Annotated in this window: 20 protein-coding genes, 1 pseudogene and 1 riboswitch; of the genes and pseudogenes, 8 read left to right on the top strand and 13 right to left on the bottom strand. The window is 69.8% G+C overall.

Going from position 1 to position 15,898, the window contains the following annotated elements; genetic code table 11:
* The first annotated feature begins 17 nt into the window (after positions 1–17).
* Entirely contained in the window at positions 18–1,025 is a 1,008-nt protein-coding gene (locus Nocox_RS00315; RefSeq protein WP_219495536.1) for an IS3 family transposase, read from the top strand.
* A 35-nt stretch (positions 1,026–1,060) separates the two neighbouring features.
* Here the strand turns inward: Nocox_RS00315 and Nocox_RS00310 are convergent, their stop codons facing one another.
* A complete protein-coding gene (locus tag Nocox_RS00310; RefSeq protein WP_020547467.1) occupies positions 1,061–1,822 on the bottom strand; it encodes a neutral zinc metallopeptidase in 762 nt (253 codons plus the stop codon).
* A gap of 484 nt (positions 1,823–2,306) precedes the next feature.
* Positions 2,307–2,516, bottom strand: a complete 210-nt coding sequence (locus Nocox_RS00305; protein WP_084685963.1) for an NUDIX domain-containing protein — start codon at positions 2,514–2,516, stop codon at positions 2,307–2,309.
* Between the two features lie 383 nt (positions 2,517–2,899).
* Here Nocox_RS00305 and Nocox_RS00300 point away from each other — a divergent pair, with 383 nt between their 5' ends.
* Together Nocox_RS00300 and Nocox_RS00295 are read left to right on the top strand one after the other, a co-directional pair.
* Positions 2,900–3,208, top strand: coding sequence for a hypothetical protein (locus Nocox_RS00300; RefSeq protein ID WP_020547465.1), 309 nt, complete (start codon positions 2,900–2,902; stop codon positions 3,206–3,208).
* Between the two features lie 134 nt (positions 3,209–3,342).
* Positions 3,343–3,684: a VOC family protein gene (locus Nocox_RS00295; protein WP_219495563.1), complete on the top strand. Its 342-nt coding sequence runs from the start codon at positions 3,343–3,345 to the stop codon at positions 3,682–3,684.
* 22 nt (positions 3,685–3,706) lie between these two features.
* On the opposite strand, the gene Nocox_RS00290 is transcribed toward Nocox_RS00295, so the two are convergent.
* A complete protein-coding gene (locus tag Nocox_RS00290; protein ID WP_033411440.1) occupies positions 3,707–4,207 on the bottom strand; it encodes an HIT family protein in 501 nt (166 codons plus the stop codon).
* A 201-nt stretch (positions 4,208–4,408) separates the two neighbouring features.
* Here Nocox_RS00290 and Nocox_RS00285 point away from each other — a divergent pair, with 201 nt between their 5' ends.
* Positions 4,409–4,843 (top strand): DUF3626 domain-containing protein, encoded by a 435-nt coding sequence (locus tag Nocox_RS00285; RefSeq protein WP_020547462.1) that lies wholly within the window; start codon positions 4,409–4,411, stop codon positions 4,841–4,843.
* A gap of 330 nt (positions 4,844–5,173) precedes the next feature.
* Here the strand turns inward: Nocox_RS00285 and Nocox_RS00280 are convergent, their stop codons facing one another.
* The 4 genes and pseudogenes from Nocox_RS00280 to Nocox_RS44070 form a co-directional block, all read right to left on the bottom strand.
* Positions 5,174–5,602, bottom strand: coding sequence for a hypothetical protein (locus tag Nocox_RS00280; protein WP_020547461.1), 429 nt, complete (start codon positions 5,600–5,602; stop codon positions 5,174–5,176).
* Between the two features lie 150 nt (positions 5,603–5,752).
* Positions 5,753–6,373: a hypothetical protein gene (locus tag Nocox_RS00275; RefSeq protein WP_020547460.1), complete on the bottom strand. Its 621-nt coding sequence runs from the start codon at positions 6,371–6,373 to the stop codon at positions 5,753–5,755.
* Positions 6,374–6,474: 101 nt separating this feature from the next.
* Positions 6,475–6,837: a cupin domain-containing protein gene (locus Nocox_RS42660; RefSeq protein WP_246649705.1), complete on the bottom strand. Its 363-nt coding sequence runs from the start codon at positions 6,835–6,837 to the stop codon at positions 6,475–6,477.
* Positions 6,838–7,071: 234 nt separating this feature from the next.
* Positions 7,072–7,293: pseudogene (locus Nocox_RS44070) on the bottom strand (hypothetical protein); the annotation flags it as partial.
* Between the two features lie 239 nt (positions 7,294–7,532).
* Between Nocox_RS44070 and Nocox_RS00265 the strand changes: the two are divergent.
* Positions 7,533–8,105 carry an RNA polymerase sigma factor gene (locus Nocox_RS00265; RefSeq protein WP_020546416.1) on the top strand — a complete coding sequence of 191 codons (573 nt, stop codon included), beginning with the start codon at positions 7,533–7,535 and terminating at the stop codon, positions 8,103–8,105.
* Complete coding sequence (locus tag Nocox_RS00260) at positions 8,098–8,937, top strand: CU044_5270 family protein (RefSeq protein ID WP_020546415.1); 840 nt, start codon at positions 8,098–8,100, stop codon at positions 8,935–8,937. The genes Nocox_RS00265 and Nocox_RS00260 overlap by 8 nt, the downstream gene beginning before the upstream one ends.
* A 59-nt stretch (positions 8,938–8,996) precedes the next feature.
* Here Nocox_RS00260 and Nocox_RS00255 read toward each other — a convergent pair whose 3' ends face one another.
* On the bottom strand, positions 8,997–9,440 hold the full coding sequence (locus tag Nocox_RS00255) for an anthrone oxygenase family protein (protein WP_246649825.1): 444 nt from the start codon (positions 9,438–9,440) through the stop codon (positions 8,997–8,999).
* 77 nt (positions 9,441–9,517) lie between these two features.
* Between Nocox_RS00255 and Nocox_RS00250 the strand changes: the two genes are divergently transcribed.
* Together Nocox_RS00250 and Nocox_RS00245 are read left to right on the top strand one after the other, a co-directional pair.
* Positions 9,518–10,177, top strand: coding sequence for a TetR/AcrR family transcriptional regulator (locus Nocox_RS00250; RefSeq protein ID WP_020546413.1), 660 nt, complete (start codon positions 9,518–9,520; stop codon positions 10,175–10,177).
* A 36-nt stretch (positions 10,178–10,213) separates the two neighbouring features.
* Positions 10,214–10,305: riboswitch (SAM riboswitch) on the top strand.
* Positions 10,306–10,312: 7 nt separating this feature from the next.
* Positions 10,313–10,681, top strand: a complete 369-nt coding sequence (locus tag Nocox_RS00245) for a hypothetical protein (RefSeq protein ID WP_020546412.1) — start codon at positions 10,313–10,315, stop codon at positions 10,679–10,681.
* Positions 10,682–10,750: 69 nt separating this feature from the next.
* On the opposite strand, the gene Nocox_RS00240 is transcribed toward Nocox_RS00245, so the two are convergent.
* From Nocox_RS00240 to Nocox_RS00220, 5 genes are all read right to left on the bottom strand, one after another.
* Positions 10,751–11,161, bottom strand: a complete 411-nt coding sequence (locus tag Nocox_RS00240) for a type II toxin-antitoxin system VapC family toxin (protein ID WP_020546411.1) — start codon at positions 11,159–11,161, stop codon at positions 10,751–10,753.
* Complete coding sequence (locus Nocox_RS00235; protein ID WP_026215003.1) at positions 11,158–11,478, bottom strand: type II toxin-antitoxin system Phd/YefM family antitoxin; 321 nt, start codon at positions 11,476–11,478, stop codon at positions 11,158–11,160. Before Nocox_RS00235 ends, Nocox_RS00240 begins: the two co-directional genes overlap by 4 nt.
* A 35-nt stretch (positions 11,479–11,513) precedes the next feature.
* The gene (locus Nocox_RS00230; protein ID WP_020546409.1) at positions 11,514–12,182 is read right to left on the bottom strand and encodes a helix-turn-helix domain-containing protein; all 669 of its coding nucleotides are present in this window, start codon (positions 12,180–12,182) and stop codon (positions 11,514–11,516) included.
* A 222-nt stretch (positions 12,183–12,404) separates the two neighbouring features.
* Positions 12,405–12,869, bottom strand: a complete 465-nt coding sequence (locus Nocox_RS00225; protein ID WP_020546407.1) for a hypothetical protein — start codon at positions 12,867–12,869, stop codon at positions 12,405–12,407.
* A gap of 45 nt (positions 12,870–12,914) precedes the next feature.
* Complete coding sequence (locus Nocox_RS00220) at positions 12,915–15,836, bottom strand: AfsR/SARP family transcriptional regulator (protein WP_020546406.1); 2,922 nt, start codon at positions 15,834–15,836, stop codon at positions 12,915–12,917.
* Positions 15,837–15,898 lie beyond the last annotated feature (62 nt).

Here is a 15,898-nt window from a genome sequence, read left to right as displayed (position 1 = left end):
ACGAGCATTTCCCGGGCATGGAGACGGCCGTCGGCACGACCAAGGCGTGCGAGGTACTCGGCAAGGCCCGCGCCAGCCTGTACCGGCAGCGAAATCCGAAGCCGCGCAGGCAAGGTCCGCGCCGGCCGTTTCATCACCCGGCGGAGTTGTCCGAGGAGGAACGGGCGCAGGTGCTGGCGGTGCTGGACTCGTCCCGGTTCGCCGACAAGTCGGCGGGCCAGGTATGGGCGATCCTGCTGGATGAGGGCACCTACCTGTGCTCGCAGGCCACCATGTACCGGTTGCTGCGCGAGCGCGGCCAGTCCGGCGAGCGGCGCGCGCAGGCCACCCATCCGGCGAAGAAGAAGCCCGAACTGGAGGCCGACGGACCGAATCAAGTATGGAGCTGGGATATCACGAAACTGAAAGGCCCGGCGCGCGGCGTCCACTACCTTCTCTACGTCATCCTCGACATTTTCTCCCGCAAGGTCATCTGGTGGGAGATCTGGCCGACCGAGAACGGCACTCTGGCCAAGGAGTTCATCGAGCGCGCCATCGAGCGCAACGGCGGGATCGCACCTGACGCGATCCACGCCGATCGCGGCACGTCGATGACGTCGAACACCGTCACTGGCCTGCTCGCGCAGCTCGGGATCGATCAGTCGCATTCACGGCCGCGCGTGTCCAACGACAACCCCTACTCGGAGGCGCAGTTCAAGACACTCAAATATTGCCCGGCGTTTCCCGGGAGGTTCGGCTCGATCGAAGACGCCCGTATCTTCTGTGAGCAGTTCTTTGATTATTACAACAACGAGCATCGTCATTCGGGTATCGCGATGCACACTCCCGCGTCCGTGCACGACGGCACCGCCGTCAAGATCCACGCCCAGCGGGTCGCCACGCTGAACGCGGCCTTCCTGGCCCGCCCCGAGCGGTTCCGCGGCCGGCGCCCCAACCCGCCGTCGCTGCCGGCCAGAGTGTGGATCAACAGGCCACCTACGACCCTCCAGAGCGACGCTTCACCTCAAACCACACAAGTAGCCTGATGTCTCATTCGGTTTGACAGGCACCGATCAGTCGGTCAGGCCACGCGCTTGACAGGCGCGGCCCAGGTGTTGCACGCCCCCGGATCGCCCGTGTTGAACCCCTGGCTCATCCAGTAGGCAATGTTGCTCCTTGTCCCATTGTCCTTGTCGGTCCAGCTCTTAACCTGTGAAAGCAGCAGCTTCCAATCGGCCGAGGAGCGGTCGAGGGAGTTCCAGACACTCGCCAGGAAAGCGGCACCGAAGCAGTTGCTCTGCAATGCATAGCGGCGGTTCTGCTCCTGAAGCTCCTTCTTGCTGCGGAAGTCGATGTCCTCGTACTCGCTGTAGATGTCGGTGAGCGTCTGGACGTGCTGGCCGTATTCCATGCTCACCAAGTTGAAGAGGTACAGATCGGAAGGGTCGTCGAGCAGGTCGTTGCTGAGCACGATAAAGATCGTCTCAGTCTGGTCGCAGTAGTACGCGTCCTGCTCGGACTGATCCCACTTGAGCGCGCAGAACTTGGCGGGTGGCTTGGTGACCAGCTTCAGCTTCGGGCGCCTGAATGCCTGACCCGACTTCTCGAACTGGGCTGCCCATGTGGTGTTGAGGCAGCCCACGACGACCTTCACATAGGCCTCGGCGAGCTTCACGTTGCGCCGCTTGATGGGCTTCTCCGGACACTCGGTGGTGTCGAGGGCTCCGCTGCTGTAGATCGCGTTGACGGTGAGGGTTTTGTTCTTGATGGGATACGCGTGGGCTGTTCCGTAGGGGAGCATGACGGCGACTATGCCGAAAAGAATGATCAGAGCCCGGTTCATGGTGATCAAGATTAGAAGGATGCAAAGCCGTAGGTAAAGGCCTGTCGGTGACGGTCTCAGGGGGTCGCGTCCGCAACCGCCCGCCCGTCTGCACCCGGGCACCCCGGCGAGCGACTCGACGCTCGCTTCTATCCGCGGCTGAGGTTGCTCGCCTTGCCTTCGGCCGCGCGACAAGGTGTACGCCGCAGCACATCATCTTATTTTTCGCATGTTCTGGTGACTGGATTCCTGAGCCACCGCGTCTGTCAACGGCGTCTGTGGGCTCTATGAGCAGGGAGAGGAGCTTCCAGCATGACCGCCCAGCCGCAGGAGTTCGTGTCCCCGGCTCACCTATGCCCGGGAAGAGCTTGAGGGCCATCCGCGCCGCCCTGGTCGTGCCGCAGGACCGTGAGGCGTTCGACGCGGGGCTTAAGGCAGTGCTCGATGAAGTTCGAGTGAGGCGGTCCGGATCCCATGCGTCGGCGGGGCGCGGGCCGGACGGCTCCTATGCCGTGATTCCCAACTCCTCCCGAAGCTCGCGGACAAGGCTCTCTTTCGGGTCCTCCCCCTCCTCGACATGACCGCCCGGCAGGTCCCACACGTCGGGATACCAACGGCGTCCGGCGTTTCGATGACACAGCAGCACCCGATCGCCGTCGCGAAGAACGGCCGTCACAAAGCGGACGGGACCAAAGCTGTCAGCGGAGATCGTCATCGGCATAATCTGACCCACGCGAATCCGCCCCAGACAGGGCGCGCAGTTTGAGCGTTTCGCCGAGCCCCAGCCCGAGAACGAGCACCAGGACGGGGGCAGGGCACATCGGGTCGCCGCACCTCAACCGCCCTCGTACCGGCGTTCCGCGTAATTCAGTAATTTCAATCGTCTCGGCGAATTGAAGCTGCAGGTGAGAGCAGTGGGGCTGCCTTCATGGGTCAGAATTACCTGAAGACCGATTCGCGGCCGACCTTTGGCCATGTGCTCCACCATGAGGAAACGGCCGCCATATTCTTGTGACCAAATGGTAAATACCGCCGATATATCGGCCTGCGCTAAATCTATGTCGATCGGTCACATGCCCGCCCCTCGTGAGGAGAAGCATGCAGAAAGTCACTTGGCTCCACCGGCTGGGCCTCGTCTCAGCGGTGGTGGCGGTCGGCCTCGCGATCGCACCCGTGGTGGCCTCGCACGCCGACGGCTATGACACTCCCCGCAGCGCAACTGCTCGGGGGGCGGGCAGCACCTACGCGGCCGGGCTGGCGGCGGCCGAACAGCGGGCCCGGCAGGACGTCCTCGCGGTCGGCCACGACTGCACCCCTGGGACCTACAGCTCGCTGCTGATCTATTCCTCTCCAGGTGGCGGCACGTGGGTCTTCGAGTCCACCCACAACGCGATGTGCGTCGACTGATCTGGTTCGGAGCTCCCGCTGTGAGCGCGGCCCACCACGCAGGGCGATCCGGGAGGCGACACGGCCCGCGTACGGCGTTTCGTCCTCGTTTGCTGGCCGGTGACTTCGCTCGGGCCTTTCACTTCGATGACGCCGTGCTTCCCGAGCTGATCGGCGCCGAGCGCGTGCAGGGCACCGAAGCCGGCCCGTACGCCCACTGGGACGCCTGCGGGCAGGGTGTGCTGACGCTGTTCGACCGCGAGGCCATGGCTCGGGTGGCCGGCACCGCCCAACTGCCGGAGCACGGCCCTGCGACGCAGGATGTGGTGATGTTCGTCAGCTGGGTGGCGGACGTGAACGCCGACCACCGGTTCTGCCTGCGCCGGGGCGGCCGGGCCGTGGCACCGCCGGCGGACCGACCGGAGTGGGCCCCCGGCCTTCGTGCGGCACACCTGCGTGATCTGGAGGACAACCTCCCGGAGTTGCAGGCGTACTGACGGCCATCCCTGCGCGCACAAGCTACGTGCCTAAGGCATTCCGTATGGTGGCGGCCAAGGCGGCGGCTTCCTCGGGCGTGTGCTCGATGATCCCGTTTTCTGCCATGAGGGCGTGATACTGCTGCTGTTCGTACGGCACACCAGGCGGCAGAGCCGCGACATGCCAGTGCAGGTGGGCGTTGCCCTGCTGGCTGCCCAAGGACAACAGATACGTTCGCTCGCAGGGCACGCTTGCCTCCAAGGCCAGAGCGACTCGGCGCACAACCCGCATCACCGCGACGAACTGGTCCTCAGTAAGGTCTCGGACGACGTGTTCGATGTGGGCTTTGGGCGCCACGAGGACATATCCCGGCAGTGAGGCAAAGCGGGCGAGAAACGCGATGCGTTCGCCGTCGTCGTAGATCATCTCCTCCGGCTGACCGGGATCTCTGCTGACGATCGCGCAGATGAAGCACGGTCCCGTCCGTGAACGGCGACTGTAGCTTTCCACATCGAACGGCACACGCCTGATCGAACCAGTCATCAGTGCCCCTCCCGGGTGAGGTTCTACCCGCAGCCGTCCCGTGCCAGCCGCAGAGGCCTTGTGCGAGGAGGCTGGGCCAAATGAGCAACTAGCCCAAAGGATGCTCGACGACCTCGACGGGGCGGCCGGCGCGGACGGACGGGCCACTAGCATGCCTCAGCAGGAGCGCCGCCCTCCCCCTCAGGGAGCGGCCGCGTCGGCGTGGCCGAGGCTGACCACCCCGACCTCCTGGACGACTACATCGAGGCTCAGGTGCACGGGCCGGTCAGGCTCGAACGGGACGTGGAGGCGCTGATCCTCGACCCCGGCTATCGCGGCACCGCCGTGGAGGACGCGGCCCGCCGGCTTCCGTGCCCGGTGGAATGGCATTCCGGATTCCGCCTCACCGTCGAGCATCTGCGGCGCCACCCGGACTACCGGGGGCAGGAGTACGTGGCGCTCGGCGCGGAGATCGCGGTCGACGGTCTGCTTGATCCGCGGATCGTCGGAGACGCCGTCCGTACCGGACGCTACGACTTGCAGGCGCTGAAGAAGGTCTGGCACTGCGTGGCGCGCTTCGGCTCGCAGCTGCCACCAGCCGGCGAGATTTCAGGCCTGACCACTGTCTGCTGTCCTCCTCGGCGGGGAGGCCGGTGAACTGACTCGATCGCCGGCGGGTGGAGGCGGTGGCCCGGCGGCAATGGTGGATGGGGCTGTGAAACTGACGGCTCTGGCCCGTAATCGGTGGTGGCTTGAACGATCCTTCGTGCGGCCGTCCGGATCTCCTGTGCTCGGCTCCAGGTCAAAGGCCACATGCCCGTGATCGGGATGTGGCCTTTGCGGTTTGCGTAGCGGCGAAATTCAGGAGCGGCGGCGAAGTCGGTTGTTCACCGAGCCGTCGTTCCTGAGATCAGGAACCTGAGGGATCTGAACCCGGATTGAGCCGGCTTCTGGCCCGCATGAGAGCGGTGGTCGGTCCGTTCCACGTCAGGCCGGGATCTGCTTCTCGTGCCAGGTGTAATAGAGGTAGGTGCTGCCGGGCCCGGTCAGCGTGCCGTAGACCTGCCAGAAGCTGTTGGGGGCGAGCGAGTAGCGGAAGATCTTGTCCCCGGGTCGGTCGTCCACGAACGAGCTCTGTGTGCCGTTGTTCCAGATCCGTACCTCGATCGTGAAGGTCGAGGTGTCCGGGATGTCGAGGCAGATCTCGTACGTGTACCCGTCCGGGCCGCCGATGTTGTAGCTGTGGCCGTCGATCGCCGGCCTCTCGACGTTGGTGGGGACGTAGCTGTTCACGACCCGGGTGTATCCGCCTGCTGCGCAGTCGATGGCGGAGGTGGATGCGGATGCGGGACTGGTGCCGGTGAGCGTGGCGCCGAGGACGCCGGCGGCGACGAGAACGGAGATGGTGCGCTTCATGCCTCTCCTATCCGTGCGGTGACGCTCCAACCGAGTAGTTGAAGGCTGAACTGATTCTGGCGTGGATCACTGCGCCTGGACAAGACCGGGCAAGAATTCGTGCATTTTTGAGTCAAAAGGGGACGTCACGGGATCAGTGGCCGCTCTCGGTCAGCGAGAGGCTGCGGTCACGTAAGCGATCGGGCCGCCGGCCGTGGAGGTGAGCCGCTTGCCGAGAAGGAGCCCGGCGATCCGCAGGTCGTCGGCCGGGCCGACCGTGATCATGTTGGCAGGCGTGCTGAGGTCGCTGATGCAGCCGGCGAGTCTCGCGTCGAAACGATGACGGGTCAGGCCGTTTTCCGTCACTTTTCTGTCCCAGCCGCTGAGCCCCGTCAGTACGGCGACGACGAAGCCGCCGAGTGTCACCGGGAGAATGCCGGCCTGGGCGATCTTTTCCGGCTTGCCCACCCACCAGCCGCGCAGCGCCTCCAACAGGTCTTCAGGCGTCAGGTCGGCATGAAAGCCGATGAAGGGACGATCTTCATCGGGGACGGGCTTCGCGGCGTCGACGCGCAGCACCGCCATCGTGGCGGCGCCCGTTGTCGTCGGCAGGAGGTCATGGAGCGCTACGGCGGAACGAGCCTGGAGTCGTCGTGCCACGTCCGTGGAGATGACGGGCTTGCCGGCGTGGGGGCCGACGTCAGGGAGCAGGCCGGCCGCCGCGATCCTCCGGAGAGCGTCGTACGAAAGGTCGAAGCGCTCGGCGGCTTGCCGCAGGGTGATGAGGCTCATGTGCTCGCCAGGTCGTTTCTCGGCTCGTCGCGCTCAGACCGTCGAAGTTGATCAGGTGGACGTGGCGGTTGTCCAGAGGGGCCCGGCGGGATCGCGGTGGCTCAGGACTGCCGGGGGGAGCGGATCAGCAGAGTGGCCAGCGCCTCGTCCGGGCCGACGGTGCCGTAGACGTGGGGGACGTCGGCCTGCCAGGAGATGTGCTCGCCCGGCGCGGCCACCAGAGGGGCGTCGGCAGGGCCGGCGCGCAGCACGCCCGCGTACACCGTGACGTGTTCGGTCACGCCGGGGGCGTGGGGCGGCGAGTGTTGCACGACGCCGGGCCGGACGCGCATGCGCAGCAGCTCGAACGTCGCGGTCGGCTCCTCGAAGACCTCCAGCAGCGTCGCCGTCACGGCGGACCCCGGCACGCGGACGGCCTCCGCGGCCGGTGCGCCGGCCTCCAGGACGAGGGCCGTCAACGGCACGCCCAAGGCTCCTGCCACCGCGTAGGCGCTCCGGCCGCTTTCCCCAGGGCGAGGTCCCAGAGACGGACCTCGCCGTCCTTGCCTCCGGCGAGCGCCACCGCCCGGCCGTCCACCTGGGTCGCGGCCACGGCGGTGACGGCGCCGGTGTGGTGCGTGAAGCGGCCGGCACACCTGATCGCCGGTCTCCAGATCCCACGCCCGTACGGTGCCGTCGTCACCACCGCTGACCACGACGGGCCGGCCGTCCAGCACGGACATCGCCAGCGCCCGCACCGCGTTCGTGTGACCGGTCCATGGGGCGCCGATCAGCTCACCGGTGGACAGATCCCAGACCCGTACGGTGTTGTCGCCGCTCCCGGTGACCGCCACGGGACGGCCGTCGAGGACCGTGGTCACCACCGACGACACATAAGTGGTGTGGCCGTCCGCGGAGCCCAGCGGCGGGCATGACTTCATGCCCGTCGGCAGCAGGCTGGTCCACCTCTGCCGGACACGCCAGGCAGCAGGACGACTGATCGATGGCTCATGGCGGGGCAGGGACGACATGCCGCGCATCTTAGGTGCCTATAACGGGACACGTCCCGAAAACCTGGGGCATGCCGCCGGTGTGCGGGAAGACGATTCCGGCCTGCGGCGAAGGATGGGTGATCGAGACCGCAGACCCAGAAGGCAGACCGCATGCCGGAGACAAGAACGTGAGCGCCGAAGCGAGCGAGCAGGTGACCGACGCCGAGCTCGTCGCCCGGTACCGGCGCGACCCCCACCTGTTCACCGCCGTCCACGACCGCTACTACCGCGACATCTACCTGTACGTCGCGGGCCGCCTGGACACGCAGATCGCCGAGGACCTCGCCGCCGAGACGTTCCTGCTGGCCTTCGACCGGCGCGACCGGTACGACCCGGAACGCGGAGACCTCCGGCCCTGGCTGTTCGGCATCGCCACCAATCTGATCGCCAGGCACCGCCGCAAGGAGACCCGCCACTACAAGGCGCTGGCCAAGCTGGGGCCCGAGCCCGTCGTGGAAGGCCACGAGGACCGGGTCGTCACCTCGGTCGCCGCCGAGCGCCTGCAGCCGCAGCTGGCCAGGGCGCTGGCCGCCCTGTCCGGCGGCGAACGCGACGTGCTGCTGCTCGTGGCCCTGGGCCAGCTCAGTTATGACGAAGTGGCTCAGGCGCTCGGCATCGCCGTCGGCACCGTGGGCTCCCGGCTGAGCCGGGCCCGCAGCAAGATCCTCGCCCTCATCGACAAGGAGAACGCCCGTGAATGACCTGGACGCCGTCGCGACCCTTCTCGCCAAGCCCGAACCGTCCGCCGAGGCGGTCGCCCGCAGCAGGAGGCGCCTCCAGGACAGGATGACGCGGGGCCGCGCCCGCCGGCGCCTGCCGGTGCTGGGCATGGCGGTGGCCGCCGCGGTGACCGCCGCCGTGATCGTCACCAGTGTGTTCCAGCCCGCCACAGCGCCGGTCTCGGGCAGGGACGTCCTGCTCATGGCGGCGGCCAGCGCCGAGCACACCCTCCAGGGCAGGGGGACTTATTGGCACATCACCCGTACGTGGCAGGTCCCGGACGGGACCAATGTCCAGGAGAGCTGGACCGCCCGCGACGGCCGGCGCTGGTCCAGGAACGAGTCGTCCGCCACGCCCGATTCCGCCGTCGAGGACCCGGCACCGTTCAGGCTGATGGGCGCCGAGATCGGGTTCGAGGAGCTCGAAGGGCTTCCGACGGAACCGGAGAAGCTGAAGGAGCGCATCGCCGGGCTGCCCCGCCATGACAGCGCCATGCTTCTCGCCGACCGGGAAGGCGAGCTCGTCTCTCCGCTGATCACCCTGATCACGGAGCTGCCGACGCCCGCCCAGGTCCGTTCGGCGGCATTCGAGGCCCTCGCCGCGACGCCCGGGGTCAGGAACGCGGGGCCGGCCGAGGGCGGGCAGGAACTGCTGATCCCGCTCTCCGGGGAGATGGAGATCAGAATGGTCGTCGATCCTGAGACCGCCCGGGTGGCGCGCGCCAACATCCTGCTGACCGCCGAAGGAGGCGCGGCGCTCAGCAACTCGTACATCTCGGTGACCACCGAGTGGACGGACGAGCTCCCGCGCTGATTCCGCCGTAGCCGGTTCGCGGGCCGGCGTTCAGGTGCGGTCGAAGGTCTGGACGGTGATCAGGCAGGCGAACGCCGCAACGCGAGCGCGGTCCGTACGAGGTGCAGGTTCAGCCACCGCCGGCGGCTCTCCTCCCAGTCGGCGGGCAGGAGGTCGGGGTCCCAGGCGTCCGCCAGCCGGTTGAGGGGCTCCAGGCCCGCCAGGGTGAGGGCCACGGTGATGATCACCAGGATCAGGGCGGCCGCGGTGAGGCCGAAGGCGAACCATCCGCGGCGCCACGACAGGGCGGCCGCGACGACCAGCGCCACGATGCCGGCCAGCAGCAGCGGCGGCATGGCCCGGCCGTAGTCGACGTTGAGCGCCTGCCAGTGCCGGACGTACGCGGGCCCTGGCAGGCGAGCCACGGACGGGGCGAGCACGACGAAGACGACGCCGCCCGTGTACAGGCCGATCAGCAGCAGCGCGACCATCCTGGACGCGGTCAGCAGCGACGACACCGGCACCTCCAAGATTTGACTAGAAGCAGACAATTTCATTAGAAGTACCTCTAGTCAATACACTTCTGGAATCATGGCCGGCGATGACCGAGCAGAAGAAGCGCCGCCCCTACTCCAGCGCTCTACGGCAGGAGCAGGCCGAGGCCACGCGGCAGAGGATCGCGGGGGCTGCGCGGGAGCTGATGATCAGGAAGGGCTACGCGGACACGACGATGGCCGAGGTCGCCCGTGAGGCGGGGGTGGCGCTCCAGACGCTGTACACGTCCGCCCCGGGAGGCAAGCCCGCCCTGGCCAAGCTCGTCTACGACATCACGCTGGCCGGCGACGCCCGGCCCCTGCCGCAGAGCGACCGCCCCGAGGTGCAGGCGATCATCGACGAACCCGACCCCGCACGCAAGCTGGCCCGGTACGCCGCCATGGCCACCGGGATCCTCCGGCGCATCCAGCCCGTGCACCGCGTCCTGCGCGCGGCCGCCGCGGCCTCCCCGGCCGACGCGGGGCTCCAGGAGGTCCTGGCCGACATCGAACGCGAGCGGCTGAAGGGCAGCCGCGGACCGGCCCACCACCTGCACGCGCTCGGAGCCCTGCGGCCGGGCCTCACTCCTGACAGGGCGGCCGAGCAGATCTACGTGCTCACCTCGACGGAGAACTTCGAGAAGCTGACCGAGGTCTGCGGGTGGACCGAGGCCGAGTACGAGGAGTGGCTCGTCGGGATCCTCGCGGCCACCCTCCTCCAGGGTTGACGCCGCCAGCGGTCATTGGGGAGGATCGGCCTTCGACGATCATCCAGAGGATCTGAGGGGCCTGGCCCTGTGACGGTCCGGCAACCTGCCCAGCTCGGGCAAGGTGCCAACGCCAGGAACGATGAGGAAGGTCTGATGAGCATCCAACTCGATGTTCTCGTGCTCGCCGGTTCCTCGGTACGGCTGGAGCCGTTGACCATGGAACACGCGGCCGGCCTGGCGGAGGCCGCCGAGGAGGACAGGGCGTCCTACGGATTCACGCTGGTTCCCAGGGGCCCCGGGATGCGGGGATACGTCGCGACGCAGCTGGCCAGGCGCGGGCTGACGCCGTTCGCCTGGTCGATGTCCTGGGCGCCCGGCGAGGAGGGGATGCTGCGGGACTCGGCGATGTTCGCGGTGGTCTCGTCCGAGTGGCCGGCCGTCCGGCAGACCCTCATGACCCGGCTGGCCTCGGCGTCGGTGCCTGGCTCGGGCCGAAGCGGTGGCGGTACTGCAGGGGGGTGAGGCCCACAAGGGCTTCCGTCATGGTCAGACGAATAACGCGCTCCTGCTCCGGTATGAGGGCGGCCCAGCCTATTGCGGACGGGTCACCGGGACCACGGTGAGCAGGTGGTCAAGCCCTTTGAAGTCCTTGGGATTGCAGGTGTACAGAGGGAGCCGGTTCGCGATCGCGACACAGGCGATCATGAGATCCGCGGTGCGGGGACGTGGTCTGCGTCCTGAGGCGATGACGGCCGTCCACAGCTGACCGTACTCGCGAGCTGCGGTGTCGTCGAAGGGGAGCGGGTCGAATTCGGCTTCGGCGGTCTGCAGGATCTTCATACGCTGGGCGAGTTCCTGTGGCTCTGTCGCCGTCAGGACGCCGACCGAGAGCTCCGCGGTGGTGATGGCGCTGATCATCATCTCATCGGGGAGCTCATCGGGATCTATGCCGGCGCGCAGGATGAGGATGTTGGTGTCGAGCAGCCCCAGAGGGTGGGTCATCCCTCGTCCTCGGCGGGTTCGCGTCTGCCGTACGCGCGATCGTACGGGTCGTAGAGATCGTCATTGACGTGAAGGTCCATGTCCGCGCGATATTTGCGGTCGTCCAGCCGCGGCATGCCACGCGACACGGCGGCGAACTCCGCACGCGACACAGCCCGGCGCCGACGACGGAGAGGGACCAGATCACCGATGTGATGACCATTACGGGTGACGGCATACCGCTCCCCCCGTTCCAGGCCGTCCATGATCTCGGCCGAGCGATTACGCAGGTCGCGTTGAGAGATCTCGTGCGAGTGGTCAGGCTCAGGAGTGCTCACATCCCAAGTCTACGCCCTCGTGCCATCCGGTGCTACTAGGTAGCACTCATCCTGCCGGCTCCTGGGCCGAAGCGGTGGCGGTACTGCAGGGGGGTGAGGCCGATCCTGCGGCGCATCAGCGCACGCAGGTTCGCGGCCGTGCCCAGGCCGCTGTGCCGGGCGACCGTCTCGAAGCGGGACTCGCCCCGTTCGATCAGCCGGCATGCCAGGGCGAGACGTTCCCCCGTCAGCCATACCAGCGGGGTGGTGCCCAGTTGCGCCTGGAAGCGGCGGTGCAGGGTGGCCGCGCTGACCGAGGCGCGTGCCGCGAGGTCGGACACCGTGAGCGGGGCGTCCAGGTGCTCCTGGGCCCAGGCGAGTACGGGCGCCAGGGACTCGTCGGGCACCTCGGGCACGGGCCGCTCCACGAACTGCCGTTGCCCGCCGTCGCGGTGGGCGGCGAAGACCAGCCGCCGGCTCACCGAGTTGGCGACCTCCGCGCCGTGGTCGCGGCGGACGATGTGCAGGCCGAGGTCGAGCGCGGCCGCGCTGCCCGCGGCGGTGAGGATGTCGCCGTCGTCCACGAACAGCACGTCCGTCTCCAGCCGTACGGAAGGGAAGCGGGCCCGGAAGGAGTCCGCCCACTGCCAGTGCGCGGTGGCCCGGCGTCCGTCGAGCACCCCGGCCTCGGCCAGGGTGAAGGCGCCGCTGCAGAAGCCGACCAAGCGACCGCCACGACGCGATCCCCGGCCACGTCGACGCGACGACGGGGCACCCGCTCGGCTCCTAGGGCGTGCCCTGGGGCCCCTGCGCGAGCGACATGCTGTTGCCGTCCGGGTCGAGGATCTCGACGTGGCGCACCCCGTTGGAGTAGGTCTCCACCGGTTCGTGCTCGATGCCGTGCGCGGTACAGGTCCACGGGAGCGCTCCTCCGGAGTTCGGTCGTCTCAGGAGGGAGACCACGGCCGCGCGCCGGAGTCATCGGTCCCGCCGAGAGCGTCGACGAACGCCTCGGCCTCCGCCCGGCTCATGTCCTCGGTGGTCCGTACGAGGAAGACGGCCTGCTTGCGGCTGCCGGCCGCGAGCAGCGCCCGGACCTGGTCGGAGAGGTCGCCCTGGTCGAAGACCGGGAACCCCGGCAGGACCTCGCCCGCCCGCAGCACGTTCGCGACTTCCATCGCCGTGCGCCGCGACACCTGGGACTCCTTGCGGATCAGCCGCACGGCGTCGTGGAACCTGCCCGCCCCGATGAGGTCGTGCGCGCGCACCTGCACGTCGACAGGGGTGATGTGGTCCAGGTCGATGTGGATCCGCACCACCTTGCGCCGTGCCGCCCACCTGCTGACGCCGGTCCCGATGATCATCAGTAGCAGGACGAGGAGTAACGACTCCGTCGTGTCCAAGCCGAACATGCGGCGATCGTAACGACGGGCACCGACATTCGAGGCGCGGGCAGGTCAGCGGAGGGCGGCGCGGGAGCGGGCGACCTGGGCGCGGGCCCGGGCGGACCAGACGGGCTCGTTGAGCGGGTCGAGCTGGTCGAGGCAGGCGGTGAAGTGGGCCAGCGCCACCCGTTCGTCGCCCCGCCACCGGCTGATCTCCCCCAGCGTGTACGAGATCAGCGCCCGCCCCCGCGTGTCCCCCGCGGTCATGAACATCTTGGCGCAGCCGGCGAGCAGGCCGATGGCGGTGTCGTGGCGGCCGAGCGCGGCCTCGGCCTGGGCAAGCCGGTGCAGCGCCAGCCGTTCGCCGGTCTCCCAGCGCAGCTCGCGGCAGAGGGCCAGGCTGGTCCGGTAGTGGCCGGTCGCCTCCTCGACGCGGCCCGTCTCGTAGCAGGCGATGCCGAGGGCGCGCAGGACACGGGCCCGGTGGAGGGCGCTGTCGCCGTCGAGGCGGGCGAGGGCGCGGCGGCAGGTGGCCCCGGCGGCGTCGTGGCGGCCGAGGTAGAACTGGATCCCGGCGATCTCGGTCCACGCGCTCAGCAGGCCGTGCCCGTCGCCCAGCGCCTCGAACCGCTCGGCGGCCAGGGTGGCGGCGGCGAGCGCGGAGCCCAGGTCGTGCTCCAGGGTGGCGGCGACCCCGAGCAGCGCGTACGCGGCCGCGTGCCGGTCCCCCGCCCGCGAGCTGCGGCCGAGCAGGAGGCGGAACTCGTCCGCGACCGTGCCGGCGCGCCGGCGGTCGACCTCGGCGTCGGCGCGGGCCAGCCGCAGTCGCGTCTCGGTGCCGGTGTCGCCCGCCGCGGCGGCGGCGCCGGCGACCGTGCCCAGCATCCGTACGGCGTCGTCGTGGAAGCCGCGGACGACGAGGAACGGCGCCAGCGCGTACGCGAGGCCGGCCGCCTCCCGTACGAGCCCGGCGTGGGCGGCGGCCTCGGCCACGGCGACGAGCACGCCACGCTCCGCCGCCAGCCAGGCGCCGCCTTCGGGGCAGGGCGGCGTCCTGGTCGGGGTGTCCGGCGGCGGCGGGGCGAAGGCGAGGGGGAGTTCGCGGGCGGCGCCGGCGGCCCGGTCGCGGGCCTCGGCGGCGAGCCTGCGCAGCGCCGCCGTCCCGGGTTCCCCGCTCTCCTCGGCGCGGAACAGCTCGGCGGCGAAGCCGCGCAACAGGTCGTGCATGCGGTAGCGGGGCTGGGCCGCGGCGTCGGCGGCGCCGGCGGTGATCAGGCCGGCGAGGGTCAGCTCCTCCAGGGGGCCGTCCACGTCGTACGCGCTCGCGCCCGCCAGCGCCGCCACCGTCCAGGCCGCCACGCCGTCGGCGGCCACCGACCCGAGCAGCCGGAACGCGCGCCGCGCGGGCGGCGACAGCGTCGCGTAGCTCGCCTCGAACGTGGCGCGGACGTCCAGGTGGCCCGCGCGCAGCTCGTTCAGCGCCGAGGCGTCCGCGAGCCGGCGTGCCAGCTCGGCGAGGGGCCAGGCCGGGCGGGTGGCGAGACGCGCCCCGGCGATGCGCAGCGCGAGCGGCAGCCGTCCGCAGGCGTCGAGGATCGCCTCCGCCGACTCCGGGTCGCTCGCCACCCGGTCCGCCCCGGCGACGCCCGCGAGCAGGGCGCGGGCGCCGGCGGGCGTGGGCACGTCGAGCGCGTACGTGACCGCGCCCGGCAGCGCGGGCAGCGGCCCTCGGGAGGTGAGGAGGACGGCCGAGCCCGGCGTTCCCGGGATCAGCGGCTGCACCTGGGCCTCGCCGGCCGCGTCGTCCAGCAGCACGAGCACGGCGCGGTCGGCGAGCACGGCCCGGTACGTCGCGGCCCGCTCCTCGACGGAGGAGGGCAGGCCGGCGGCGTCCACGCCGAGCGCCCGCAGCAGCTCCGCGAGCAGGTCGGACGGGTCGCGGGGCGCGGCCGACGCGCCGTGCAGGCGGAGGAAGAGCTGGCCGTCGGGATACCGTTCCCTGGCCAGGTGCGCGACGTGCACCGCCAGCGTGGTCTTCCCGACGCCGGGAGGCCCCGACACCGCCACGATCACCGGCGCGACACCGGCCGCCGCACCGCCCCTCGCGCCGTTCGACGGGCGGCCCGCCGCCCTGGCCGCCGCGCCGGTGGCGTCCAGGGCGGCGGTCAGGGCGTCGGTCTCGCGCTCGCGCCCGGCCAGGTCGGCGATGTCGGCCGGCAGCAGGCAGATCCCCGTCCACGCCGGCTCCCGTACCGTCTCCAGCTCGGGGGCGGGGACGGGAGCGTCGTCGAGGACCGCCGCGTGCAGGTCGCGTAACTCCTGGCCGGGCTCCAGGGCCAGCTCGGCGACGAGGACCGAACGGGCCCGTCGGTACGCCTCCAGCGCCTCGGCGCGCCTGCCCGCCCGGTGCAGCGCCAGCATGAGCCGGTGCCACAGGCGTTCGTTGAGCGGCGCGGCCTCCACCAGGGGGGTCAGTTCGCCGACGAGCTCGTCGTACAGTCTGAGCCGCAGGCGCACGTCGATCCAGCCCAGCCGGGCGCTCTCCCGGTGTTCCTCCAGCTCGGTGATGCGCGCCTGCACGGTGGCGGCCAGCGTCACGTCCTCGGCGGGCCGGCCGCGCCACAGTGCCAGCGCCCGCGCGAACAGCCGGTTCGCCGTGGCGGGCTCCCCGCGCGCCGCCTCCAGCCTGGCCTCACGTACGGCCTCCTCGAAGGCGAGCGCGTCGAGCCGGTCGGGGCCGAGGCACAGGCGGTAGCCGTGCGGCACGGTCTCGATCTCGACCGCCGCGCGCCGCAACGCGGTGAGGTACGTCTGCAGGTTCGGCAGCGCGGACCTGGGCGGGTCGTCCCACACCGAGGTGATCAGCCGGTCCCTGGTGAGGACGGTGTTGGGGTGGAGCAGGAAGACGCCGAGCACCGCGCGCGCCTTGGCGGGCAGCCGGACCGGCCGCCGCGCGTCGGTGACCTGGACGGGCCCGAGGATCGCGAACTCCACCTGCGTCTCCCGGCACGATCAGCGGTTCTGTCGTTCTATGGCGACCATATGCGGTTTGTGTG

It is taken from the genome of Nonomuraea coxensis DSM 45129 (genome assembly GCF_019397265.1).
GTDB classification, from domain to species: domain Bacteria; phylum Actinomycetota; class Actinomycetes; order Streptosporangiales; family Streptosporangiaceae; genus Nonomuraea; species Nonomuraea coxensis.
The sequence above is the reverse complement of the archived record's forward strand: the minus strand, read 5'-3'. Positions and strand labels throughout refer to the sequence as shown.

Excerpts from the sequence above, each read along its gene's own strand:
- Nocox_RS00240 (WP_020546411.1), bottom strand. The coding sequence starts at position 11,161 with ATGACCCACCCTCTGGGGCTGCTCGACACCAACATCCTCATCCTGCGC.
- Nocox_RS00250 (WP_020546413.1), top strand. The coding sequence starts at position 9,518 with ATGACCGAGCAGAAGAAGCGCCGCCCCTACTCCAGCGCTCTACGGCAG.
- Nocox_RS00305 (WP_084685963.1), bottom strand. The coding sequence starts at position 2,516 with ATGACGATCTCCGCTGACAGCTTTGGTCCCGTCCGCTTTGTGACGGCC.
- Nocox_RS00275 (WP_020547460.1), bottom strand. The coding sequence starts at position 6,373 with ATGAGCCTCATCACCCTGCGGCAAGCCGCCGAGCGCTTCGACCTTTCG.
- Nocox_RS00225 (WP_020546407.1), bottom strand. The coding sequence starts at position 12,869 with ATGTTCGGCTTGGACACGACGGAGTCGTTACTCCTCGTCCTGCTACTG.
- Nocox_RS00315 (WP_219495536.1), top strand. The coding sequence starts at position 18 with ATGGAGACGGCCGTCGGCACGACCAAGGCGTGCGAGGTACTCGGCAAG.
- Nocox_RS00280 (WP_020547461.1), bottom strand. The coding sequence starts at position 5,602 with ATGAAGCGCACCATCTCCGTTCTCGTCGCCGCCGGCGTCCTCGGCGCC.
- Nocox_RS00245 (WP_020546412.1), top strand. The coding sequence starts at position 10,313 with ATGAGCATCCAACTCGATGTTCTCGTGCTCGCCGGTTCCTCGGTACGG.
- Nocox_RS00290 (WP_033411440.1), bottom strand. The coding sequence starts at position 4,207 with ATGACTGGTTCGATCAGGCGTGTGCCGTTCGATGTGGAAAGCTACAGT.
- Nocox_RS00300 (WP_020547465.1), top strand. The coding sequence starts at position 2,900 with ATGCAGAAAGTCACTTGGCTCCACCGGCTGGGCCTCGTCTCAGCGGTG.
- Nocox_RS00310 (WP_020547467.1), bottom strand. The coding sequence starts at position 1,822 with ATGAACCGGGCTCTGATCATTCTTTTCGGCATAGTCGCCGTCATGCTC.